This is a genomic window from Acetobacter fabarum (genome assembly GCF_040702925.2).
GTDB lineage: Bacteria > Pseudomonadota > Alphaproteobacteria > Acetobacterales > Acetobacteraceae > Acetobacter > Acetobacter fabarum_B.
Genome location: NZ_JBFCXX020000010.1, coordinates 23,158 through 44,185, shown reverse-complemented (window position 1 = coordinate 44,185; position 21,028 = coordinate 23,158). Strand labels below are relative to the sequence as shown.

20 protein-coding genes are annotated in these 21,028 nt (G+C 58.4%); 17 read left to right on the top strand and 3 right to left on the bottom strand.

The genetic code is table 11. The annotated features are described in order from the left end of the window. Nucleotides 1-99: 99 nt before the first annotated feature. The 5 genes from AB2L51_RS09010 to AB2L51_RS08990 all read left to right on the top strand — a co-directional run bounded on the left by AB2L51_RS09010 (nucleotide 100) and on the right by AB2L51_RS08990 (nucleotide 7,777). Complete coding sequence (locus AB2L51_RS09010) at nucleotides 100-2,148, top strand: putative bifunctional diguanylate cyclase/phosphodiesterase (protein WP_395581041.1); 2,049 nt, start codon at nucleotides 100-102, stop codon at nucleotides 2,146-2,148. Between the two features lie 123 nt (nucleotides 2,149-2,271). Next, nucleotides 2,272-4,077 (top strand): translation elongation factor 4, encoded by a 1,806-nt coding sequence (gene lepA, locus AB2L51_RS09005; RefSeq protein ID WP_395581042.1) that lies wholly within the window; start codon nucleotides 2,272-2,274, stop codon nucleotides 4,075-4,077. Between the two features lie 122 nt (nucleotides 4,078-4,199). After that, nucleotides 4,200-5,375, top strand: coding sequence for a homoserine O-acetyltransferase MetX (metX, locus tag AB2L51_RS09000; RefSeq protein WP_395581043.1), 1,176 nt, complete (start codon nucleotides 4,200-4,202; stop codon nucleotides 5,373-5,375). Beyond that, nucleotides 5,375-5,974 carry a methionine biosynthesis protein MetW gene (gene metW, locus AB2L51_RS08995; RefSeq protein WP_086645192.1) on the top strand — a complete coding sequence of 200 codons (600 nt, stop codon included), beginning with the start codon at nucleotides 5,375-5,377 and terminating at the stop codon, nucleotides 5,972-5,974. Before metX ends, metW begins: the two co-directional genes overlap by 1 nt. 489 nt (nucleotides 5,975-6,463) lie before the next feature. Further along, on the top strand, nucleotides 6,464-7,777 hold the full coding sequence (locus tag AB2L51_RS08990) for a DEAD/DEAH box helicase (protein ID WP_395581044.1): 1,314 nt from the start codon (nucleotides 6,464-6,466) through the stop codon (nucleotides 7,775-7,777). Between the two features lie 49 nt (nucleotides 7,778-7,826). Here the strand turns inward: AB2L51_RS08990 and AB2L51_RS08985 are convergent, their stop codons facing one another. From AB2L51_RS08985 to AB2L51_RS08975, 3 genes are all read right to left on the bottom strand, one after another. Beyond that, nucleotides 7,827-8,717: an endonuclease/exonuclease/phosphatase family protein gene (locus AB2L51_RS08985; RefSeq protein WP_395581045.1), complete on the bottom strand. Its 891-nt coding sequence runs from the start codon at nucleotides 8,715-8,717 to the stop codon at nucleotides 7,827-7,829. 28 nt (nucleotides 8,718-8,745) lie between these two features. Continuing rightward, entirely contained in the window at nucleotides 8,746-9,432 is a 687-nt protein-coding gene (locus AB2L51_RS08980) for a carbonic anhydrase (RefSeq protein WP_395581046.1), read from the bottom strand. A gap of 136 nt (nucleotides 9,433-9,568) precedes the next feature. Continuing rightward, nucleotides 9,569-10,186, bottom strand: coding sequence for a LabA-like NYN domain-containing protein (locus tag AB2L51_RS08975; RefSeq protein ID WP_395581047.1), 618 nt, complete (start codon nucleotides 10,184-10,186; stop codon nucleotides 9,569-9,571). A 182-nt stretch (nucleotides 10,187-10,368) separates the two neighbouring features. Between AB2L51_RS08975 and folK the strand changes: the two genes are divergently transcribed. The 12 genes from folK (at nucleotide 10,369) to dxr (ending at nucleotide 21,004) form a co-directional block, all read left to right on the top strand. Then, nucleotides 10,369-10,884 carry a 2-amino-4-hydroxy-6-hydroxymethyldihydropteridine diphosphokinase gene (folK, locus tag AB2L51_RS08970; RefSeq protein ID WP_395581048.1) on the top strand — a complete coding sequence of 172 codons (516 nt, stop codon included), beginning with the start codon at nucleotides 10,369-10,371 and terminating at the stop codon, nucleotides 10,882-10,884. Between the two features lie 92 nt (nucleotides 10,885-10,976). Further along, entirely contained in the window at nucleotides 10,977-11,348 is a 372-nt protein-coding gene (gene rpoZ, locus AB2L51_RS08965; protein WP_166111037.1) for a DNA-directed RNA polymerase subunit omega, read from the top strand. A gap of 85 nt (nucleotides 11,349-11,433) precedes the next feature. Beyond that, a complete protein-coding gene (locus AB2L51_RS08960) occupies nucleotides 11,434-13,692 on the top strand; it encodes a RelA/SpoT family protein (RefSeq protein WP_395581232.1) in 2,259 nt (752 codons plus the stop codon). Beyond that, nucleotides 13,689-14,096 carry a holo-ACP synthase gene (gene acpS / locus AB2L51_RS08955; RefSeq protein WP_395581049.1) on the top strand — a complete coding sequence of 136 codons (408 nt, stop codon included), beginning with the start codon at nucleotides 13,689-13,691 and terminating at the stop codon, nucleotides 14,094-14,096. The genes AB2L51_RS08960 and acpS overlap by 4 nt, the downstream gene beginning before the upstream one ends. 76 nt (nucleotides 14,097-14,172) lie before the next feature. Then, complete coding sequence (gene lepB / locus AB2L51_RS08950; protein ID WP_395581050.1) at nucleotides 14,173-14,976, top strand: signal peptidase I; 804 nt, start codon at nucleotides 14,173-14,175, stop codon at nucleotides 14,974-14,976. Continuing rightward, the gene (gene rnc, locus AB2L51_RS08945) at nucleotides 14,977-15,717 is read left to right on the top strand and encodes a ribonuclease III (RefSeq protein WP_395581051.1); all 741 of its coding nucleotides are present in this window, start codon (nucleotides 14,977-14,979) and stop codon (nucleotides 15,715-15,717) included. 10 nt (nucleotides 15,718-15,727) lie between these two features. Next, nucleotides 15,728-16,627: a GTPase Era gene (gene era, locus AB2L51_RS08940; RefSeq protein WP_395581052.1), complete on the top strand. Its 900-nt coding sequence runs from the start codon at nucleotides 15,728-15,730 to the stop codon at nucleotides 16,625-16,627. A gap of 120 nt (nucleotides 16,628-16,747) precedes the next feature. Further along, nucleotides 16,748-17,485: a UMP kinase gene (gene pyrH, locus AB2L51_RS08935; protein ID WP_395581053.1), complete on the top strand. Its 738-nt coding sequence runs from the start codon at nucleotides 16,748-16,750 to the stop codon at nucleotides 17,483-17,485. Nucleotides 17,486-17,625: 140 nt separating this feature from the next. Further along, entirely contained in the window at nucleotides 17,626-18,147 is a 522-nt protein-coding gene (gene frr / locus AB2L51_RS08930; RefSeq protein ID WP_221441729.1) for a ribosome recycling factor, read from the top strand. Between the two features lie 63 nt (nucleotides 18,148-18,210). Continuing rightward, nucleotides 18,211-18,951 (top strand): polyprenyl diphosphate synthase, encoded by a 741-nt coding sequence (gene uppS, locus AB2L51_RS08925; protein ID WP_166111022.1) that lies wholly within the window; start codon nucleotides 18,211-18,213, stop codon nucleotides 18,949-18,951. Next, entirely contained in the window at nucleotides 18,948-19,778 is an 831-nt protein-coding gene (locus tag AB2L51_RS08920; protein ID WP_395581054.1) for a phosphatidate cytidylyltransferase, read from the top strand. Before uppS ends, AB2L51_RS08920 begins: the two co-directional genes overlap by 4 nt. A gap of 68 nt (nucleotides 19,779-19,846) precedes the next feature. Next, the gene (dxr, locus tag AB2L51_RS08915) at nucleotides 19,847-21,004 is read left to right on the top strand and encodes a 1-deoxy-D-xylulose-5-phosphate reductoisomerase (protein ID WP_395581055.1); all 1,158 of its coding nucleotides are present in this window, start codon (nucleotides 19,847-19,849) and stop codon (nucleotides 21,002-21,004) included. The last annotated feature ends 24 nt before the right edge of the window (nucleotides 21,005-21,028 follow it).

Genomic DNA, 21,028 nt, shown 5'->3' with positions numbered 1-21,028 from the left:
ATAGATGGTGGTTCTGACGGCATTGCTGGTCAGTTTTGGGTTTTTTATAGCAGATTATTTTAAAATGTACTGTTTTTTCAATATGTTGAAAATTGGGGCATGCGTCGGATGAGGGTTGTAGGGTGCATTATTGGGCAGCATGACCTCGGGCTGGTCTGTGTGGCCGTCGTGTTGTGCATCTCTGGTGCCGGAGTGACTGCCTCTTTGTTCCGGCATGCTTTGCAGGCCAAAAACAACCAGTGGTACGCGTGGCTTTTTTTGACTGCTCTTTCAGGCGGCATTGCAATCTGGTGCACACATTTTGTGGCCATGCTGGGGTACGTGGGCAATACCCCCGCACGGTTTGATCCTTTGCTGACCAGTATATCCCTGCTGATTGCTGTTTTTGGCAGCACAGTCGGCTTTATGCTGGCGACCTGCCGTTTTGCCCGTTTCCTGCCCGAACTCGGCGGCGTTACTGTCGGGCTGACTATTGTGGCCATGCATTATACCGGCATGCTGGCTTACCGCGTGCAGGGGCAGACATTATGGAACGTGCCCTGCCTTGTGCTTTCGGTGCTGGCGGCCATTGTGCTGTGTGTGCTGGCTGTGCGCGCCGGGGTTCGGCCCGGGCGGTGGGCCAGTGCCTGTATGGCCGTTGTGCTGGCGCTGGCGGTTCTGTCCGTCCATTTTATTGGCATGGCGGCCTACCATGTGCAGGCTGGCTCTTCTGTCATGCAGAACATGGGCTACTCCGAGGATTCGCTGGTTCTGGCCGCGGCCATTGCCATCATGTCTTTCCTTATCCTTGGGGGTGGGCTGGTCAGCGGCATGATCGATGATAGTTCACGCGCGGAGTCGGTGGAAAAGCTGCGGCGGATGGCCCTGCACGACACGTTGACCGGCCTGCCCAACCGGCTGAACTTTCATCAACGTCTCGACCGTGAACTGGACTGGGCGCGTGAGAACAACGGCAGGCTGGCGCTGATCGGGATCGACCTGAACAGATTCAAGGAAATTAACGACCTGCGCGGCCACAGTGCGGGGGACGAGGTTCTGCGTATTCTGGGGTGGCGGTTGCGCGGATTGCTAAATAACAGTAGCGGCGAGTTTGTTGCCCGTACCGGAGGGGACGAGTTTCTGGCCCTGTGCCGTGTTGTCTCGACCGAACAGATCAAGGTTTTTTTGCGCAGGCTGGAGGAAGTCCTGTTCAAGCCCATCCGGTTTGAGGATACGGAAGTGCGGCCCGGTGCCAGTCTGGGCGTGGCCATATGGCCCGACCATGCAGCGGACAAGGAAACCCTGATCAACAATGCAGATCTGGCCATGTATCGCGCCAAGGCCGATCGGGGGCGACATCCGTGTTTTTATGAACCTTCGATGGATGAAAAAGTGCGTATCCGGCGCAAGCTCTCCGCGGACCTGCGGCAGGCGGTCGAGACCGGGCAGTTAACCATCTGCTATCAGGTGCAAAGAGTGGTCGCCACGGGAGAAATCCGTGGCTACGAGGCACTGGTGCGGTGGGAGCACCCCACACAGGGCACCATTATGCCGGATGACTTCATTCCGCTGGCCGAAGAGAGCGATCTGATCCTGCAGATTGGGGAATGGGTGCTCCGCTCCGTCTGTGCCGAGGCCGTGCAGTGGCTCCAGCCCTATACGGTTGCGGTCAACCTGTCGGGCATGCAGTTTGTCCACTCGGATATCGCCCGCATTGTAGCCAATATTCTGAAAGAAACAGGGCTGCCCCCCCAAAGGCTGGAACTGGAACTGACGGAATCGACCTTTATTGCCGATCAGGCCCGTGCTTTGCAGGTGCTGCACCAGATCAAGAATATGGGGGTCAGTCTGGCGCTGGATGATTTTGGCACGGGGTATTCCTCGCTGGATACGCTGCGCCGTTTTCCTTTTGACCGCATAAAAATTGATCGCTCATTTTTTGGGGTCATGCAGACCAGCGAGCATACACAGGCGATTGTGCGTGCGGTTCTGGCTTTGGGCAGGGCGTTTGGCACTTCGGTCATGGCGGAGGGGATCGAGACCGCGGAACAGTTGAGCATGCTCAATGCCGCCGGGTGTTATGAGGCTCAGGGGTTTCTGCTGGGACGGCCCGCGACACTGGCCGATATTGTTAAAAAAGGCCAGATCACCATGAGTGGTGCCCTCTAGTCAGCGTGTCCGGCAGGGGTGCTGGCAGGGCAGAGCACCTGTGCGTTAAAAAAATGTGCTAAAGTGGTGCCCAAGGCAGAGGAACAGGCTGACTTTTCTCTTTATTTACCGTAAAGGGGCAGCATGACCGACGTACCCCTTTCGCTCATCCGCAATTTTTCCATCATCGCCCATATCGATCATGGAAAGTCCACTCTGGCCGACCGCCTGATTCAGGCGTGTGGAGCCCTGACTGCCCGCGAGATGACCAATCAGGTTCTTGATAACATGGATCTGGAGCGGGAGCGTGGCATTACCATTAAAGCGCAGACCGTCCGGCTGGCCTATCCTGCCAAGGATGGCAAGACCTATGTGCTGAACCTGATGGACACGCCCGGACATGTTGACTTCGCCTACGAGGTCAGCCGCTCTCTGGCTGCGTGTGAAGGCTCGCTTCTGGTGGTGGATGCCTCTCAGGGGGTGGAAGCCCAGACCCTTGCCAACGTGTATCAGGCCATAGACGCCAACCACGAAATCGTGCCCGTGCTCAACAAGGTGGACCTGCCCGCGGCAGAACCTGAGCGCGTGAAGGCGCAGATCGAGGAAGTGATTGGCATTCCCGCCGATGATGCGGTCGAAATTTCGGCCAAGACCGGCCTGAACATCGAAGGTGTTCTGGAGGCTGTGGTCACCCGCCTGCCGCCCCCCGTAGGGGATGCGGAAGAACCGTTGCAGGCCATGCTGGTGGATAGCTGGTACGACCCCTATCTGGGCGTGATCGTGCTTGTGCGGATCAAGGAAGGCCGGCTGAAGCGGGGCATGAAGGTGCGCATGATGTCCTCTGGTGCGGTGCATCAGGTGGATCAGGTGGGTGTGTTCGCCCCGCGCATGACATCGGTGGAAAGTCTTGGTCCGGGCGAGATGGGGTTCATCAACGCCGCCATCAAAACCGTGGCCGACTGCAATGTGGGGGACACGATTACCGATGACCGCCGCCCCGCCGCGACGCCGCTTCCCGGCTTTAAGCCCTCCATTCCGGTTGTGTGGTGCGGTCTTTACCCCATTGTCTCGGATGATTTTGAAAAACTGCGCGACAGCCTTGCCAAGCTGCGCCTGAATGATGCGTCTTTCCATTACGAGGCGGAGACATCGGCAGCCCTTGGCTTCGGTTTCCGCTGTGGCTTCCTTGGCCTGCTGCATCTGGAAATTATTCAGGAACGCCTGTCCCGCGAGTTTGATCTCGACCTTATCGCTACAGCGCCGTCCGTTGTGTACAAGGTTTACCGCACCAATGGGGAGATGGAAGAACTCCACAACCCGGCCGACATGCCCGATGGATCTCTGATTGAAAAAATCGAGGAACCCTGGATCAAGGCCAACATCATGGTGCCGGACGAATATCTGGGTGCGGTCCTGACCCTGTGTACGGAGCGACGAGGGACACAGGTGGACCTGACCTATGTTGGCAACCGCGCCATGGCTGTTTACCGCCTGCCCCTGAATGAAGTGGTGTTTGATTTCTATGACAGGCTCAAGTCGCTCACACGCGGCTATGCCAGCTTTGATTATCAGATGGATGGGTACGAAGAGGGCGACCTTGTACGCATTTCCATTCTGGTCAATCAGGAGCCGGTTGATGCGTTAAGCTTCATAGCCCATCGCTCCGCCGCGGAAACACGGGGCCGGTCCATTTGCGCACGGCTGAAGGACCTTATCCCCCGGCAGTTGTTCAAAATCGCCATTCAGGCCGCCATTGGCGGCCGTGTGATCGCGCGTGAAACCATTGGAGCGCTATCCAAGGATGTGACGGCCAAATGTTATGGTGGGGACATCTCGCGTAAGCGCAAACTGCTGGAAAAGCAGAAAGAAGGTAAAAAGCGCATGCGCCAGTTCGGTAAGGTGGAAATCCCGCAGAGCGCCTTCCTTGCCGCGCTCAAAATGGAGCACTAGCTATTCAGTACCGGCTGCTGCCATATATGTGGCCGGTAAACCCTGGTCTGGCAGTGCCGGTGTAATCGGGGCTGACACGGTTTTTTACCCGGTTTTGCCGGGTTGGAGAATGCAGCGGGTTCATGAACAGCACAACGCCCCTTACCGTTGGTGACCACCCGCATGCCAGTTTTCCCGAAGGGGTGGAACTGGACTGTGGTGTAACACTGGCGCCTGTTGATATTGCGTATTGTACGTATGGTCAGCTTTCGGCCAACAAAGACAATGCCATTCTCATCTGTCATGCCTTTACCGGCGACCAGTATGTGGCGGAAACGCACCCCCTTACGGGTAAACCCGGCTGGTGGGAGCGCATGGTCGGGCCGGGCAAGCCGATTGATACAAACCGCTTTTTTGTTATTTGCTCCAATGTTCTGGGTGGCTGCATGGGCAGCACGGGGCCGCGCTCCCCAAGGACCGACGGGCAGGAAGCTCCGGGCGAGTTATGGGGCACTGCGTTCCCCCCCATTACCATCCGCGATATGGTGCGCGCCCAGCACAAGCTGGTGCGCAGTCTGGGCATAGAGCGCCTGTTTGCCGTAGTGGGCGGTTCCATGGGGGGTATGCAGGTGCTCGAATGGGCCGTGACCTACCCACAGATGATGCGCGCCGTGATGCCCATAGCCACAGCGCCTTTCCATTCAGCCCAGAACATTGCGTTTAACGAGGTCGGGCGGCAGGCTATTATAGCCGATCCGGACTGGCGGGGCGGACGTTACTGGGAGGCGGGTGTCGTGCCCGCGCGAGGGCTGGCTGTGGCCCGTATGATGGCGCATATTACCTACCTGTCGGAAGAAGTGCTGACCCGCAAGTTCGGGCGGCGCATGCGGCGTGGGCCAGTTGGCGGGCAGGGGCCGGAAGGCCCGGTTTCTACATTCGGTGATATTTTTGAGGTGGAATCCTACCTGCGCTATCAGGGTTCAAGCTTTGTCCGCCGGTTTGACGCCAATTCCTACCTGAGCATCACGCGGGCCATGGACTGGTTCGATATTGCCGCGGATCATGATGGAGACCTGACCCCGGCCTTTGCAGGCACGGCAGTCCGGTTTTGCGTTGTTTCCTTTTCCTCGGACTGGCTGTTCCCCACATCGGCCGCGCGTACGTTGGCCCGTGCCCTGAACAGGGCCGCTGCCAATGTGTCGTTCGTCGAGATTGAAACAGATAAAGGCCATGATGCCTTTTTGCTCGAAGAACCGGATTTTGACCGCACGGTGCGCGGCTTTCTGTGCGGTGTGGCCGAACATGCGGGGTTGTTCTGATGCGTCTTGACCAACGCCTGATTGCGGACATGATCGAACCCAAAACCCGTGTGCTCGACATCGGGAGCGGGGATGGCACACTGATCGGCCATTTATACCGCGAACGTGGGTGCGATGCGCGTGGCATTGAACTGAACATGGAACTGGTGACACGCTCCGTAGCCCACGGCCTGCCCGTTGTGCACGGGGATGCGGACCACGATCTGGCCTATTACCCCGACCATTCGTTTGATTATGTTGTGCTTCAGCGCACATTGCAGGCTGTGGAACGCCCAAGGGAAGTGCTGCGGCAGATGCTGCGCATAGGGCGGTATGCCATTGTGTCCTTCCCCAATTTTGGGCACTGGCAGTTGCGGCTGCGCCTGCTGCTTGGCGGGCGCATGCCCATGACGGCCGTATGGCATACCCCGTGGTATGAGACGCCCAATATCCACCCCTGTACGATTCGGGATTTTCTCGAACTCTGTCGTCAGGATGGATATATCGTGGAAAAATGGCTGGCTGTGGATGAAGATGGCGAGCGCGCTCCGTGGCGGCGGTCCATACGGCTGGCCAATCTGTTTGGCGAACAGGCGCTGTTTCTGCTGCGCAGGCGCTAGTGTAGTCTGGCCCGGGAGTGGTACAGAGCGGGATTTATGGGCGGGTATTAACAGTCTCCTGAAAAATAAGTTAGAATTCAGAGCATTCATTTCCTCTTCAAGTCGAACGGCGCATGGAGCGGATGTACAAAAATATATTGAAAATACTAGTTATATGATAGGAAACCTGTATATATCAGGTGTCTGATAATCGTGATTTGCAGATGGTGTGACAGTTCTGCGGGCTGCTTATTTTCGGACCGATATGGTACGGAACCCTTGCAGGGCGCACACACTGCTTTTATATAATCCTTTCAGGACAGTCTGTGCGGGATGCATGATTCCGAAAATTTCTTATTCTGTCTGTAATGTAATAAAATTCATGCTGACCTGTCAGTAAGGTCTGGCTTAGAGACGGTTCTGCTCTGTTTTAATTCTGGTTTTGCAGTGCGTGACTGAAAGTAAGGCGGACGTGACTCGTTTTCAGGTGCATGGAGAGGTTGCCCCTAAATGACTACTTTTTCGGATCTGAAACTAGCTGCACCCCTGTTGCAGGCGCTGACGGACCAGGGGTACGAAATACCGACCCCAATCCAGGCGGGTTCCATTCCCCATCTGCTCGAAGGGCGTGATCTGCTAGGTCTTGCGCAAACGGGCACAGGCAAGACCGCGTCTTTTGCACTGCCGATCCTGCAGCATCTGCATAACAACCCCAAGGCTGCAACGCCCAAGCAGCCGCGCGTTCTGGTGCTGGCTCCCACGCGTGAACTGGTTGCCCAGATCAGCGACAGCTTTAAAGCCTATGCGCGTTACATGAAGTTTTCTCAGGCCGTGGTGTTTGGCGGTGTGGGGCAGGGCCGACAGGTTGAAGCCATGCGCCGTGGCGTGGATGTGCTTGTAGCTGCACCCGGCCGCCTGCTGGACCTGATCGGTCAGGGTTATATTGACCTTTCCGGGCTGGAAGTTCTGGTGCTGGACGAAGCCGACCGTATGCTGGATATGGGCTTTGTGCGCGATATTCGCCGGATCATGAGCTATGTTCCAGCCCAGCGGCAGACCCTGCTGTTCTCGGCCACCATGCCAAAGAGCATTGAAGATCTGGCAGCCTCCCTGCTGAGCAACCCGGCCCGCGTGGAAGTGGCCCCACCGTCCAGCACGGTGGACCGTATCCAGCAGGCCATTATGTTCGTAAACGGCACAAGCGACAAGCGCGATGCGCTGCTGACCATGGTCGAATCTGACAAGGTTGCCCGTGCCGTGGTGTTCACGCTCATGAAGCATGAAGCCAACAAGGTTGCCGAATTCCTGAACAAGAACAGCGTCGTGGCCGAAGCCATTCACGGCAACAAGTCTCAGGGCGCACGCGAGCGGGCCATGAAGGGCTTCCGTGCAGGTTCGGTCAAGGTTCTGGTGGCAACGGATATTGCTGCCCGCGGGATTGACGTGGACGAAGTCAGCCACGTGTTCAACTATGACCTGCCCAATGTGCCGGAAAGCTATGTGCACCGTATTGGCCGTACGGCCCGTGCCGGGCGCGATGGCTGGGCTGTTTCCTTCTGCGATGCGGAACAGCGCGCATGGCTGAAAGATATTGAAAAAACAATCGGCAAGTCCATTCCTGTCGTCCGCGATCATCCGTGGCATTCAGAAGAAGCCGAGTTCTCCACGCAGCGTCCGCCCGTTCTGGGTGGTGGTGGCGGCGGTGGCCGGGGCCGTGGTGGTCCGCCGCGCAATGGTGGCGGTGGTGGCGGTCGTGGTGGCCCGCCGCGTCGTTCTGGTGGTGGACGTCCGGGGTCTTCGCACAGGTCCGGTGCTCACGCCTGAGCATGGTGAGGTGCAGAAAAGCCGCTACGGTTTGCGTAGCGGCTTTTTTTTATGGTGGAATCTGGCGTGGTATTCTTAATGTTATGGAAACGGGGCAATGATCACTCAGAGTTCGTGCGCCGTCCTGTGGTAAAACCATAACACGCAGGGAATCCGGCTGTACCCATTTGGAAGCGTCTCCCCCAAGGAGAATGTGATCAATAAAACTGCTGCCGTCCTGGCAGGGGCTGGCGCGCCCGGCTGTAACAAGTTCCAGCGGTGTGATCTGATTCAACGCCATGAACAGGGGGTCCGTGCGCGTCATGCGGCGATTAAAATCCCCTATGATAGCAAAGGCTTCCTGATTTTTTGCTCTTTGGACCAGCCAGTCCTGAAGTGCGCGGAATTGCTGGAACAGAATGGGGCAGGAATGGTGCGTTTCGGATAATGGGTTGTCCCAGCAGCCAGTTTTAAGATGAACAATCAGAACCCGTAACTCTGCGCTCTCCGTGCTTACAGTAACATCCAGCCCACTGCGCAGGTGGTGCTGTGCCGCGGTGGGGCTGAGTGCCAGAGCGGTTACGTCCGGGTTGCGTCTTACGCGCAGGCCTTGGCGCACCGCAAGAGCGGTATGCTGGGGAATGTCATCCCCGGAAAGAAAAAGCTGATAATCCTGCGTGCCAAACAGACGGGCAAGTGTTGCCGTATCCCCTACTTCCTGCAAGCCGATCAGGTCGGAGTGCAGGCGTTTGGCATAGGTGGCTAATGCGACAAGGTCATCTGCTGTTCTATGGGGGATGTCGGATGGAATTTGCGGCGCGTGCTGCATCTGGCTGTCCAGCAGCCATTCCACGTTCCATGTGCTGATTTTCAGGGTTTGCGCAGGCGTTGCAAAACTGGTGGCTGGCAAAAAAAAGCCGACACCCGCCAGAACGATCAGGCCCAGACGGTGTGCCGGCATGCAGAAGAGCGAAGTGTCAGGCAGTTTCCTACTCGGTCTGTTCCTGCAGTTTTTCAATAATGCCACTGATCGGAACAGTTGTGCGGGTCTGCTCGTCCAGCACCGAGATTTCTCCGGTACCAATGTCGTAGAACCACCCCTGCAGGAACAGCGTGTTACGCGCAAGCCCTGCTGCAACGGCAGGATGTGTGCGCAGGTGTGCGAGCTGGAGAAGGACGTTCTGTTCAGCAAGGCAGCGCACGGTAGCAGGCCCGGCATCCTCGGAATGCAGGGTGTTCATCGTGGCGGCCCGTGCGGCTTCGGCGTTGCGGAGCCAGCTGCGCACGGTGGGCATTTTATCCAGCCCGTTTTTTTCGGGTTCGAGCAGCGCTTTCATGGCGCCACAGTCGGAGTGGCCGCACACGATAATGGAGGATACTTCAAGCCCGAGGACCGCATATTCAATGGCGGAGGAAACACCCCCCAGCATTTCCCCATATGCGGGAACAAGGTTGCCAATGTTGCGCAGAATAAACAGATCACCCGGTTCGGTCTGGGTGATCAGGTTAGGGTTGATGCGGCTATCGGCGCAGGCAATGAACAGCGCGCCGGGAGCCTGCCCTTTGGCCAGACTGGCAAACAGGGCTTCCTTCGCGGGGAAAATTTCGGTGTTGAAATGCTCAACACCACGCAGGAGAGAAAGCAGCTTGCTTCTGGCTTCGGAACATGTCGGCATCAGTTAACTCCAGAAAACCTTGACGTTTGGCCTGTAGCAGCCTCATGGCCCTCAACAGGGACAATGTTAGGCCAAACGTGTGAGGAACAGATACGTTTTAGGGCATAAAGCAAAATTCTGTTTTGTAATATTGCATTTAGCTCAGCGGATCATCCTCGGGTTCACTCATCTGGTCAGCCGGGTGGCGGACTGGTGCAGGGTTGGTGCGGGGGCGGTTGGATTCGGTCTGGCGGCGTGTAAAGTTGGCGCCCAGAGAGGCGAGTTCAAGGAACTGGTCGGCCTGCCTGCGCAGATCATCCCCGATCAGGGGCGGGGAGGAGCGCATGGACGAGGCAACGGAAACGCGTGTACCCTGCCGCTGCACGGCTTCTACAACCCGGCGGAAGTCTGAATCCCCGCTGAACAGAATGGCGTGGTCTATATGTGGGGCCATTTCCATCATATCCACTGCGATTTCGATGTCCATGTTGCCTTTGACGCGGCGTTTGCCGGTCGAATCCGTAAATTCACGCGCAGGCTTGGTAACAAGAAAATAACCGTTATAGGAGAGCCAGTCTGTCAGCGGTTTGAGCGGGGAGTAATCCTCCGTGTCCAGAATGGCGGCGTAATAATAGGCGCGGATTATATGCGTTTTGGCAGCAAAAAATTCGAGCAGCTTTTTGTAGTCAACGTCAAATCCAAGGCTGCGCGATGTTGAGTACAGGCTGGATCCGTCAATAAAAAGACAGGTTTTTTCATCTTTTTTCAGGTTCATGAGTATAGTCCTCTAAATACATTCACTGTTGTTTCTTTTGGGTTTCGATTATGCGGAAATGAAATTTTTATCATGCGCTTCGTAATGAAAGCCCCTCTGGCTGTTAGTTTGCGGGGCACTCTTATAAAAGAGGCTCCAATTGTGTTCAAAACAAGATATTCCACTCAGGTGTGAGACATTGGATGGCGGAAGAGAGAAATCATACCAGATCGGTCCTAATAGCAATAGGTGCAAATCTGCCTCAGGGAGGGCAATCCGCGCTGGAAAGCTGCGAACAGGCCGTGCAGGCTCTGCGGCATGTGCCGGGGTTGCGTGTGCAGGCTGTTTCCCGCTGGTATGAGAGCGCGCCCATGCCGCCATCGGGGCAGCCTCCTTATGTGAATGGGGTTGTGCTGGGTGTGACGAGTCTGCCTCCTCTGGTCTTGCTGGATCATCTTCAGGACATAGAAACGCAGCAGGGCCGTGTGCGTTCCGTGCCCAATGCCGCGCGCACGCTTGATCTGGACATTATAGATATGGACGCGCTGTGTCAGACGGTGGAGCGGCTGGTTCTGCCGCACCCACGGGCTCATGAGCGCGCCTTTGTGCTGTACCCCCTGCACGATGTGCAGCCCGGCTGGGTGCATCCACGCACCGGACAGCCGCTGGAGCAGATGCTTCAGGCCGTTAAAGGGCAGGAAATCCGGGTGATCGGGTAATAAGCCTTTCCTGTCGGGGGTGGATGCGGTAATATGTCCTTTCTGTCTTTTTTATCTTATTTCTGTGCTGAACTGTCTGGAGGCTCTTCGTAATGGCCCGCGTCACCGTCGAAGACTGCGTTGAAAAGGTTCCAAACCGCTTTGAACTGGTGGTGTACGCCGCGCAGCGCGCCCGCAACATCTCCCGTGGCGAGGAGCTGACCATCGACCGCGACAACGACAAGAATCCCGTCGTTGCCCTGCGTGAAATTGCGGACGAAACCGTGCAACTGCCCGCTCTGCGTAACGATCTGATCCGTTCGCAGGCCCGCGAGCCCGAACCCGAGCCTGTGGAAGAAGATGTGCAGGATCTGGTGCCGACCGAACAGAACATTTTCGGTCTGCAGGAAGTCTCCGCCGAGGAAGAAGCCGCCGATGACGTGCGTGCGATTGAAGCGGCTCTGACCGGTCGCGCACGGCGGTAAAAGGCGCGTGGACCAACCGGGCGGCGATATTCCCGTTCACACCTCTTCCCCCGGGCGGGAGGGGGGTGCCCCGGTTGAGGCATCCATGGTGCCTGTAATCCCCCTTGCGCGTGAGGGGGAGATCGGTTGCGAGCGGCTGGTTGCCAAGGTGCAGAGTTACGCGCCGCAGGCCGATGTCCAGTCCATTCGTCGTGCGTTTGATGTGGCTAACCGGGCGCATCAGAGCCAGATGCGCGACAATGGCGATCCCTATATAACCCACCCTCTGGCTGTCGCCATGATTCTGGCGCGCTTCAGGCTGGATGTGCAGTCCATCTGCACGGCTCTGCTCCATGATACCATCGAAGATACTGGCGTTACGTATGATACGTTAAAGGCCGATTTCGGGTCGGTTGTGGCTGATCTGGTCGATGGTGTTACCAAGCTGACCCGGCTGGAACTTCAGTCTGACCGCACCAAGCAGGCGGAGAATTTCCGCAAGCTTGTGCTGGCCATGTCCAAGGATATTCGTGTCCTTCTGGTCAAGCTGGCGGACCGCCTGCACAACATGCGCACCCTCCATTTTGTGGAGCGGCAGGACCGCAGGCAGCGCATCGCGCGTGAAACGCTCGATATTTATGCGCCGCTGGCCGAGCGTATTGGTATGGACCGGGTCAAGACCGAACTCCAGAACCTCTCCTTCGCGCAGCTTGAGCCCGAGGCCGATACCACCATCCGCACGCGCCTGAACTACCTGCGCGGGCAGGGGGCGGATGTTATTGAGGACGTGCGGCGCGAACTGCTGCGCCTGTGCCATGAAGCGGGGCTGAAGGACGCTCAGGTTTCAGGGCGTGAGAAATCGCCTTATTCCATCTGGGAAAAAATGCAGCGCCGGAATGTGGCGTTTGAGCAGTTGTCCGACATCATGGCCTTCCGCATGATCGTGAACACGCGCGAGGACTGCTACATGGCGCTGGGGGCAGTGCATGCCGCCTACCCCATGATTGCAGGGCGGTTCAAGGACTACATCTCCACCCCCAAGGCCAACGGGTATCAGAGCCTGCATACAGGGGTTACGCTGCGTTCCCCCCGTAACCAGAAAATAGAAGTGCAGATCCGTACGCAGGCCATGCATGATGTGGCCGAAAACGGCGTTGCCGCCCACTGGGTGTACAAGGAAGGTGGCACCAGCAGCCCTGACGAGGACGGGTATGGTGGCGTACGCCGCCCACGCTGGGTGCAGGACCTGCTGGAAATTCTGGAAGCCTCATCCGCTCCCGATGAGTTTCTGGAAAACACCAAGCTTGAACTTTATCAGGATCAGGTTTTCTGTTTTTCCCCAAAAGGGCAGCTTATCTCGCTCCCGCGTGGGGCAACGCCGGTTGACTTTGCCTATGCGGTGCATAGCCAGATCGGGGATACCTGCGTAGGGGCTAAGGTTAACGGTCGCCTTATGCCGTTGCGGCATGAGCTGGAAAACGGCGATCAGGTCGAAATCATGACCGCCCGTGGTGGCGCGCCCTCTCCGTCATGGGAGCGGTTTGTCGTTACGGGCAAGGCGCGCGCGCGCATCCGCCGTTATGTGGCCCAGCAGCAGCGTCAGGTTTCGCTGGATAATGGACGCGCAGCACTGGCCAAGGCCTTCCGTCAGGAAGGTGTGGATGGCTCCGAAAAGATCATGGAGACCACGCTCAAGGCGCTCAAGCAGAGTTCCTTGCAGGATCTGTATGTTGCGGTTGGCTCCAGCAACCTGAACGCGCGGGATGTGGTGCATGCCGCCTACCCCGAACTGCGGCGTGTGCAGCGTGTGCCGCGCATGCTGGCTGGCCTGCCCGGTGTGCTGGGTACGGCAGGACCACGGCCACGCGGTGCGCCCGCCATGCGCCGTCCATCGGGTGGAGCGGTGCCGCTGGTCGGGCTTGGGGCCGGTGTTGCCGTGCATTATGCAGCCTGCTGCCACCCCTTGCCGGGGGACCGTATTGTGGGTGTGGTGGCAACGGGCAAGGGCGTGACCGTGCACACACGCACCTGCCAGACGCTGGAAAGTTTTGCCGCAACGCCCGAACGCTTTTTGGATGTGGACTGGGATTACGACGCCATGGCGCGCGCCGGTGGAACCGGGCAGATGCGCGTTGGCCGTATCAGCATCGTCGCCGAAAACGAAGGGTCTGTTCTGGCATCCATTACCAATACGATTTCCAAATGCGATGCGGCTATGGTCAACCTCAAGATCGTGCATCGTCAGCTCGACTTTACCGAAATCCTGCTGGATGTGGAGGTGCGTGACCTGCGCCACCTGTCCTCTGTTATTGCCGGGTTGCGGGCTGTATCGGGTATTACGCAGGCGGACCGGGCCAAGTCATGACCCTGCTGGCAACTGGTGTGGACCTGTGCGACATGCGGCGGATCGAGCAGGTCATGGAGCGGTTTGGGGAGCGTTTTCTGGACCGTGTTTTTACACCGTATGAGCGTGCCAAGGCTGAGCGGCGTGTGGGGGCTGCCAGAATAGGCACTTACGCCAAACGCTGGGCTGCCAAGGAGGCATGCGCCAAGGCGCTGGGTACGGGCTTTGCTCACGGGGTTGCGCAAAGCCAGATCGGGGTGGAAAACCTTGCATCGGGCCAGCCGGTGTTGGTGTTAACGGGCGTTGCGGCCCGGAAGCTGGCCGAGCTTGTACCCGCAGGCCACAAACCTGAACTGATGCTGAGCATGACCGATGAGCCCCCTTATGCGTTTGCACAGGTGTTTATCTCGGTCCGCGCGGGTTGACATCACACCAAGCGCACGGCTTGATCCGGCGGATTTTATTTTTCTGGCATGATTATGGGAGCAGATGGGGCAGCGCATGAGTAAATCGGAGACTTCTCCAACTGGAGCGCAGCACGCTGTTACCGTCAGACATGCTGTGGTGGAATATGTGCGGACAATTTTAACGGTCGTGATCGTTGTTGTTTTTGTCCGTACGTTTTTGTTTGAATCCTTTGTCATCCCCTCCGGGTCCATGATCCCCACCCTGCAGGTAGGCGACTACATCTGGGTGTCCAAATACAGCTATGGCTATTCGCGGTTTTCCCTGCCGTTTTCACCCGACCTGTTTAACGGGCGGGTCTGGGCAGGGCAGCCGCACCGGGGCGATGTGGCCGTGTTCCGGTTTACCAAAGATACGTCCATCGATTACATCAAGCGGGTTATCGGCCTGCCGGGGGACCGTATTCAGGTAACCGGGGGGCAGCTCTTCCTCAATGGTGTGCGGGTTCCCTGCACGCAGCCGCACGCTTATGTGGCGCAGGATGAAACGCGCATGCCCATGGAAGGCGAGGCCTGCACGGAGGAACTCCCCCTGCATGACGGGCAGGGAGTGGTCCGGCACGATATTCTGAAATTGACCAATGATGGCCCGCAGAATGACACTCCCGAATACGTAGTCCCCCCCGGCTACTTTTTTGCCATGGGTGACAACCGTGATGACAGCGCAGACAGCCGCTTTGTGGGGGATGGCCCCAAGGACCTTGGCTTCGTGCCCATGGAAAACCTTGTCGGCAAGGCGCAGCGTATTTTCTTCTCGGTCGAAGCCGCACATCCCATCTGGCAGGTCTGGTACTGGCCAGCCGAAATCCGCTGGGCCCGGCTGTTAAAAGGCGTGATGTAAATGAGTGCTGGCCACTCCACGCCGCAATATCTGGCGTCCATGGCATTGCAGGAGCGTCTGGATTACCGGTTTGCCGACCCCTCCCTGTTGCAGGAAGCGCTGACCCACCGTTCCGCCGCGCACCAGAAGGCGGGTGGGCGTAGGCGGAACAAAACCAAGGGGGCTGGCTCCAATGAGCGGCTGGAGTTTATAGGCGACCGTGTTCTGGGCCTGCTTATGGCGGAACTGTTGCTGGAACGGTTTCCGGGTGAGCAGGAAGGGGCTCTGGGCTCGCGGCTTGCGCATCTGGTTTCACGTGCAACGCTTGCGGATATTGCCGAGCAGCTTGGCCTGGCCGAAGCCCTGTCCGTTGCGGAGCATGAGGCCCGTGCTGGAGTGCAGACCGCCGCCAATGTTGTGGCCGATGGGCTGGAAGCCGTGCTTGGCGCGGTTTTTCTCGATGGTGGGCTGGCTCCCGCACGCAAGATTGTACGCGCATGCTGGAAGCGGATCCTCGATGCGCAAGCACTCCCCCCCAAAGACCCCAAAACCGCATTGCAGGAATGGGTTCTGGGGCGTGGGCAGGGTTTACCGTTTTACGAAACAATAGGGGCCGATGGCCCATCGCATGCGCCCCTGTTTGTGGTGCGGGTCAGTGCTGGTGGGTATTCGGCGGAAGGATGTGCAGGGAGCAAGCGGGCAGCAGAAAGTTCTGCCGCGGCAACCCTGCTGGAAAAACTTGGAGGCAGCCATCAGGGCTGAAGCAACAGGCATGACACAAACAACACGTTGTGGCTTTGCTGCGCTGGTGGGGGCACCAAACGCAGGCAAATCAACACTGCTCAACCGTATGGCGGGTGCCAAGCTCTCCATTGTCTCGCCCAAGGCGCAGACAACGCGCTTCAGGGTGCTGGGTATTCTCATGCGCGGGGCCAGCCAGATTCTGCTGGTGGATACGCCCGGTATCTTCAAGCCGCGGCGCAAGCTTGACCGCGCCATGGTGGCCGCCGCCTGGACTGGCTCGGATGATGCGGACATAACCCTGCTGCTGGTGGATGCCCGCACAGGCCTGACCGAAGCCGTGCAGGACATTATTACCCGTCTGGCGCAGGCTGGGCGCACCACATGGCTGGTGCTGAACAAGACGGACCTTGTGCCTGCGTCCGCCCTGCTGCCCCTTACGGCGGCAATTACCGCAAAACTGCCCGTTGAGCATGTGTTTATGGTCAGCGCGCGCACCGGTGGTGGTGTGGACGACCTGCTGGACAAGCTGGCTGCCAGCCTGCCCGAAGGCCCGTACCTGTACCCCGAGGATGATCTGACCGATCTGCCCGACCGCCTGCTTGCAGCCGAGCTGGTGCGTGAGCAGATTTTCATGCAGACGCATGAGGAAGTGCCCTATGGCACCACGGCCGAGACCGAGAGCTTTCAGGAACGCCCCGATGGTTCGGTGCGGATTGAGGTCACAATTTACGTTGGCCGCACCGGACACAAAGCCATTCTGATCGGGAATGGCGGGCAGAAGATCAAAATGATCGGCGAGCGGGCGCGCAAGCAGCTGACCAGCCTGCTGGAACGCCCGTGCCACCTGTTTTTGAATGTCAAGGAACGTTCTGGCTGGGATGAAGAACGGGCCCGCCTGCGCGCCATCGGGCTGGATGACGTGCCATAAAGCACGGCTTGGCGCTTGTGGCCGTGCGCCTTGGAGGATAAGAGAGAGCGATCTTACACGCTGCGCGCCTGCGCGTGGCGGAGGTCTGTTTTTTGTCGGACTTTGCATGATTGAGGGCCTATGACTGCTTCTGTCTCTGAAACGCCAAGGCGTAAACGTGTATTGCTCAAGGTGTCTGGTGAAGCCCTGATGGGTGAGGGCGCCTTTGGGGTGGAACAGAAGACGGTTGAGCGGATTGCCAAGGATGTCGCCGAGGTCGTTCGCGGCGGTACGGAAGTGTGCCTTGTTGTGGGTGGTGGCAACATTTTTCGTGGAGTGGCCGCCGCGGCCAAAGGCATGGACCGCGCGCAGGGTGACTATGCGGGTATGCTGGCAACGGTCATTAACGCCCTGCTGCTCCAGAATGCGCTTGAACGTGAACTGATCACAACGCGGGTCATGTCCGCCATTCACATGTCTTCCGTGGCTGAGCCGTATATCCGGCGCAGGGCGGTCCGGCATATGGAAAAAGGCCGGGTGGTTATTTTTGCCGCAGGTACGGGCAACCCCTTCTTTACCACGGATACGGCAGCAGCCCTGCGTGCGGCGGAAATGGAATGCGATATCCTGCTTAAAGGGACGCAGGTCGATGGCGTGTATTCGGCCGACCCCAAGCACGATCCCAGCGCCACACGGTATGATGAACTGACATACATGACCGTGCTCTCCAACCAGTTGAGCGTCATGGATGCCGCAGCCATCAGCCTTGCGCGTGAGAACAGGCTGCCGATTATTGTCTTCAATATTGGCGAGGAGGGCTCGTTCGGCCGCGTTATGCGCGGCGAGGGCGCATTCACGCGGATTATTGAAGCAACCTGACATCATGTAAACCGCTGCCCGTTAAGGCAGCACGCGGAATGAACTAGGGCGGAGGCAGGACAGCACAGTGCCTTCGCGACAAAACGGGAGAAACCGCCGTGTCTGACTTGAATGACCTGCTTGATGACATCAAGCGCCGTATGGATAGCGCGCTGGAAAGCCTGCGTCGTGATTTTTCGGGCCTGCGCTCCGGCCGGGCCAGCCCTGCTCTGCTCGAACCCGTTCGGGTGGAAGCCTATGGGGGGGAAGTGCCGCTTACGCAGGTTGCTTCCATTGCCGTGCCCGAAGCGCGCATGATTACCGTACAGGTCTGGGACCGTGTTCTGGCCGGGGCCGTGGAACGCGCCATCCGCGATGCCGGGCTGGGGCTGAACCCCGCCGGTGAAGGCCAGACCATCCGGGTGCCTATTCCGCAGTTGACCGAAGAACGCCGTAACGAACTGGCAAAAGCTGCCGCACGTTATGCGGAAGGAGCCAAGATTGCCGTCCGTGGTGTGCGCCGCGATGGCATGGACAAGGCCAAGGGCTTTGAAAAGAAAGGCGACATCAGTCAGGATGACGTCAAGACATGGTCTGACGCCATTCAGAAAACGACTGATCAGTATGTCAAAAAAGTAGATGACATGCTTGCCGAAAAAGAGAAGGAAATCAAGCAGGTCTGAGGACCTGCCTGAACGGGGCCGGTTTTATTCCCGCTGAACTGAAACGGTGGATTTTTTCCTGTCATGTCTTCCTTGCCAGCCGACAGAAAAGCGGTCGTCCCTTCGCATGTTGCCATTATCATGGATGGCAACGGGCGCTGGGCGTGTGAGCGGGGGTTGCCGCGTCTGGCAGGGCATCGTGCCGGGGCGGATGCCGTGGCGCGGTGCATCAAGGCGGCCATTCAGCGTGGTGTGCCCTATCTGACCCTTTATGCGTTTTCATCTGAAAACTGGTCACGCGGTCCCAAGGAAGTCTCGGATCTGACCGGCCTGTTGCGCTACTATCTGCGCCACAAGGTCAAGGAACTGCATAGCGAGGGCGTCTGCCTCCGGTTTATTGGTGATCTGAGCCGGTTTGACACGAGTTTGCGTGAAGAACTGGCCCGAGCCGAAGCCATGACCCGCAATAACGGGCGGCTGGTGCTATTGCTGGCTCTGTCCTACGGGGGGCGGGGGGATATTATGCAGGCGGTCCGGCGCGTTGCGCAGGAAGTGCGCGATGGCTGGCTAACCCCTGACCAAATTGATGAAAGCCTGTTTGCCAACCATTTGTGGACCGCTGGTGTGCCTGACCCCGATGTGGTCGTGCGCACGAGCGGGGAATACCGGCTTTCCAATTTCCTGCTCTGGCAGAGCGCATATGCGGAACTTGTTTTTCTGGATGTGTTCTGGCCAGACTTCAATGAAGGGCATTTTGCAACGGTGCTGGATCTTTATGCCCGCCGTGAGCGGCGCTTTGGTGCGCGGCCGGTGGCCTCGCCATGACAACGGCCGGGCAATCCTCCGCATGGCGGGACCTGCGGCCGCGTGTTCTGTCTGCCATGGTCATGGTTGCGGTCGCGGGTGGCTGCATCGGGGCAGGCGGGGTTGCCTATGTCCTGATGGTGCTTGTGGCCATGGGCGGTATGGCGTTTGAGGCGGCGGGACTTTTCAAACTCCCCGTCAGGAGCTGGCGGGGCGGGCTTTATGTGCTGTGGGCGGTCTGTGGCGGGCTTTCTGCTGCAACCGGGCACTGGCGTTATTTTATTCTGTTCAGTATCGGCTCATGTGTATTTGGCGCGGAGCTGTGCGCCATGATGTGCGTGATCATCACGGCGGGTACGGCTCTACTGTGGCTGCGGGTGGGAAGTATCTGGCCTGTTCTGTTTGTTGTCGCCGTTGTGGTGGCGAGTGATACATCAGCCTACATGGCAGGCCGCCTGATTGGCGGGCCAAAGCTGGCCCCGCGCATTTCCCCCGGCAAAACGCGCTCTGGCGCTTTGGGCGGGTTTGTGGGGGCTGTGCTTATGGGGGGGGGCATAGCGCTTCTGTCTGGTCTGGGAAGTGTGAAGATGGCGCTGGTCTGGGGAGGCATTCTGGGCGTGTCCGCCCAGCTTGGAGACCTGGCCGAAAGCGCCATGAAGAGGGCGCTGGGCGTTAAGGATTCCGGCACGCTACTGCCCGGCCATGGTGGTCTGCTCGACCGGTTTGACGGTCTGGTTATGGCTGCACCTGTTGCTGCCGCCGTTTCCATGACCGTGCCTGATGCGCCCTTCTGGAGTGCTGGTCTGCACGATCTTGTTTATAGCCTTGTTTCTGGCATGTCTGGTTAGTCCAGTCCTTGGCTTTTGCCCTGCATGGTCGGGGCCTGTGTTATTTTTCGGGTTTGGAAAGACAAGACATGAGAACCGTAACCGTTCTGGGAACTACCGGCAGCATTGGCTGCTCTACCGTGGATCTGCTGGAGCAGGCGCGTGACCAGTATCGGGTGCGTGCGCTTGTAGGTGGTAAGAACGCGGCCAAGCTGGCCGAGCAGGCCCGCAGCCTCAAGGCCGAGCTGGCCGTGCTGGCTGATGAGAGCGCCTATGCTGAGCTCAAGGCGCTTCTGGCAGGGAGTGGTGTTGAGGTGGCCTGTGGCCGCAAGGCGGTCATAGAGGCGGCTGGTCTGCCGGCAGACTGGACCATGGCGGCCATTACTGGCGCTGCGGGGCTGGAACCTACCCTGGCCGCTGTGAAGAACGGCAACAGCATTGCGCTGGCCAACAAGGAAGCGCTGGTCTGCGCGGGGGATGTCATGCTCCGTGCGGTGCAGGATGCCGGAGCAACGCTGCTGCCTGTCGATTCCGAGCATAATGCCGTTTTTCAGTCCATGGCGGACCGGCAGGCCGATCAGGTTGAAAAAATAATTCTTACCGCCTCTGGTGGCCCTTTCCGCAATGCTTCGATTGATGTCATGCGTGCGGCTACGCCGGCTCAGGCACTCAAGCACCCGACATGGAGCATGGGGGCCAAAATCAGTATCGATTCCGCGACCATGTTCAACAAGGGGCTGGAGGTTATTGAAGCGGCCCGTATTTTCGGCCTGACCGAAGACCGGATAGATGTGCTGGTGCACCCTCAGTCCGTGGTACACGGTATGGTGCAGTACACCGATGGCAGCCTGATTGCGCAGATGGGGTCGGCTGACATGCGCATTCCCATCGCCCACACACTGGCATGGCCGCGGCGTATGGCCACGACTTCCAGCCGTCTGGACCTTGCCGCCTTTGGCACGCTGGAGTTTATTGCCCCTGACGAGGTGCGTTTTCCCGCCCTGCGTCTGGCGCGGCAGGCCCTACGGGCAGGCAGGGCTGTTCCGGCCATTCTGTCCGCGGCAAATGAGATTGCGGTTGAAGCGTTCCTGAAAGAGCAGATCGGTTTTCTGGACATTGCGCGCGTGGTCGAGGATACCATGAACGCGCTTGGAGCTCCCCCGGCTGACACGCTTGATGCCGTGCTCCATTGGGATGCGGAGGCCCGGCGCGTTGCAACCCTGCAGATTTCTAGCGTGGTTGCTTGAGAAAGCCGCCTTCAGTCCCGATAT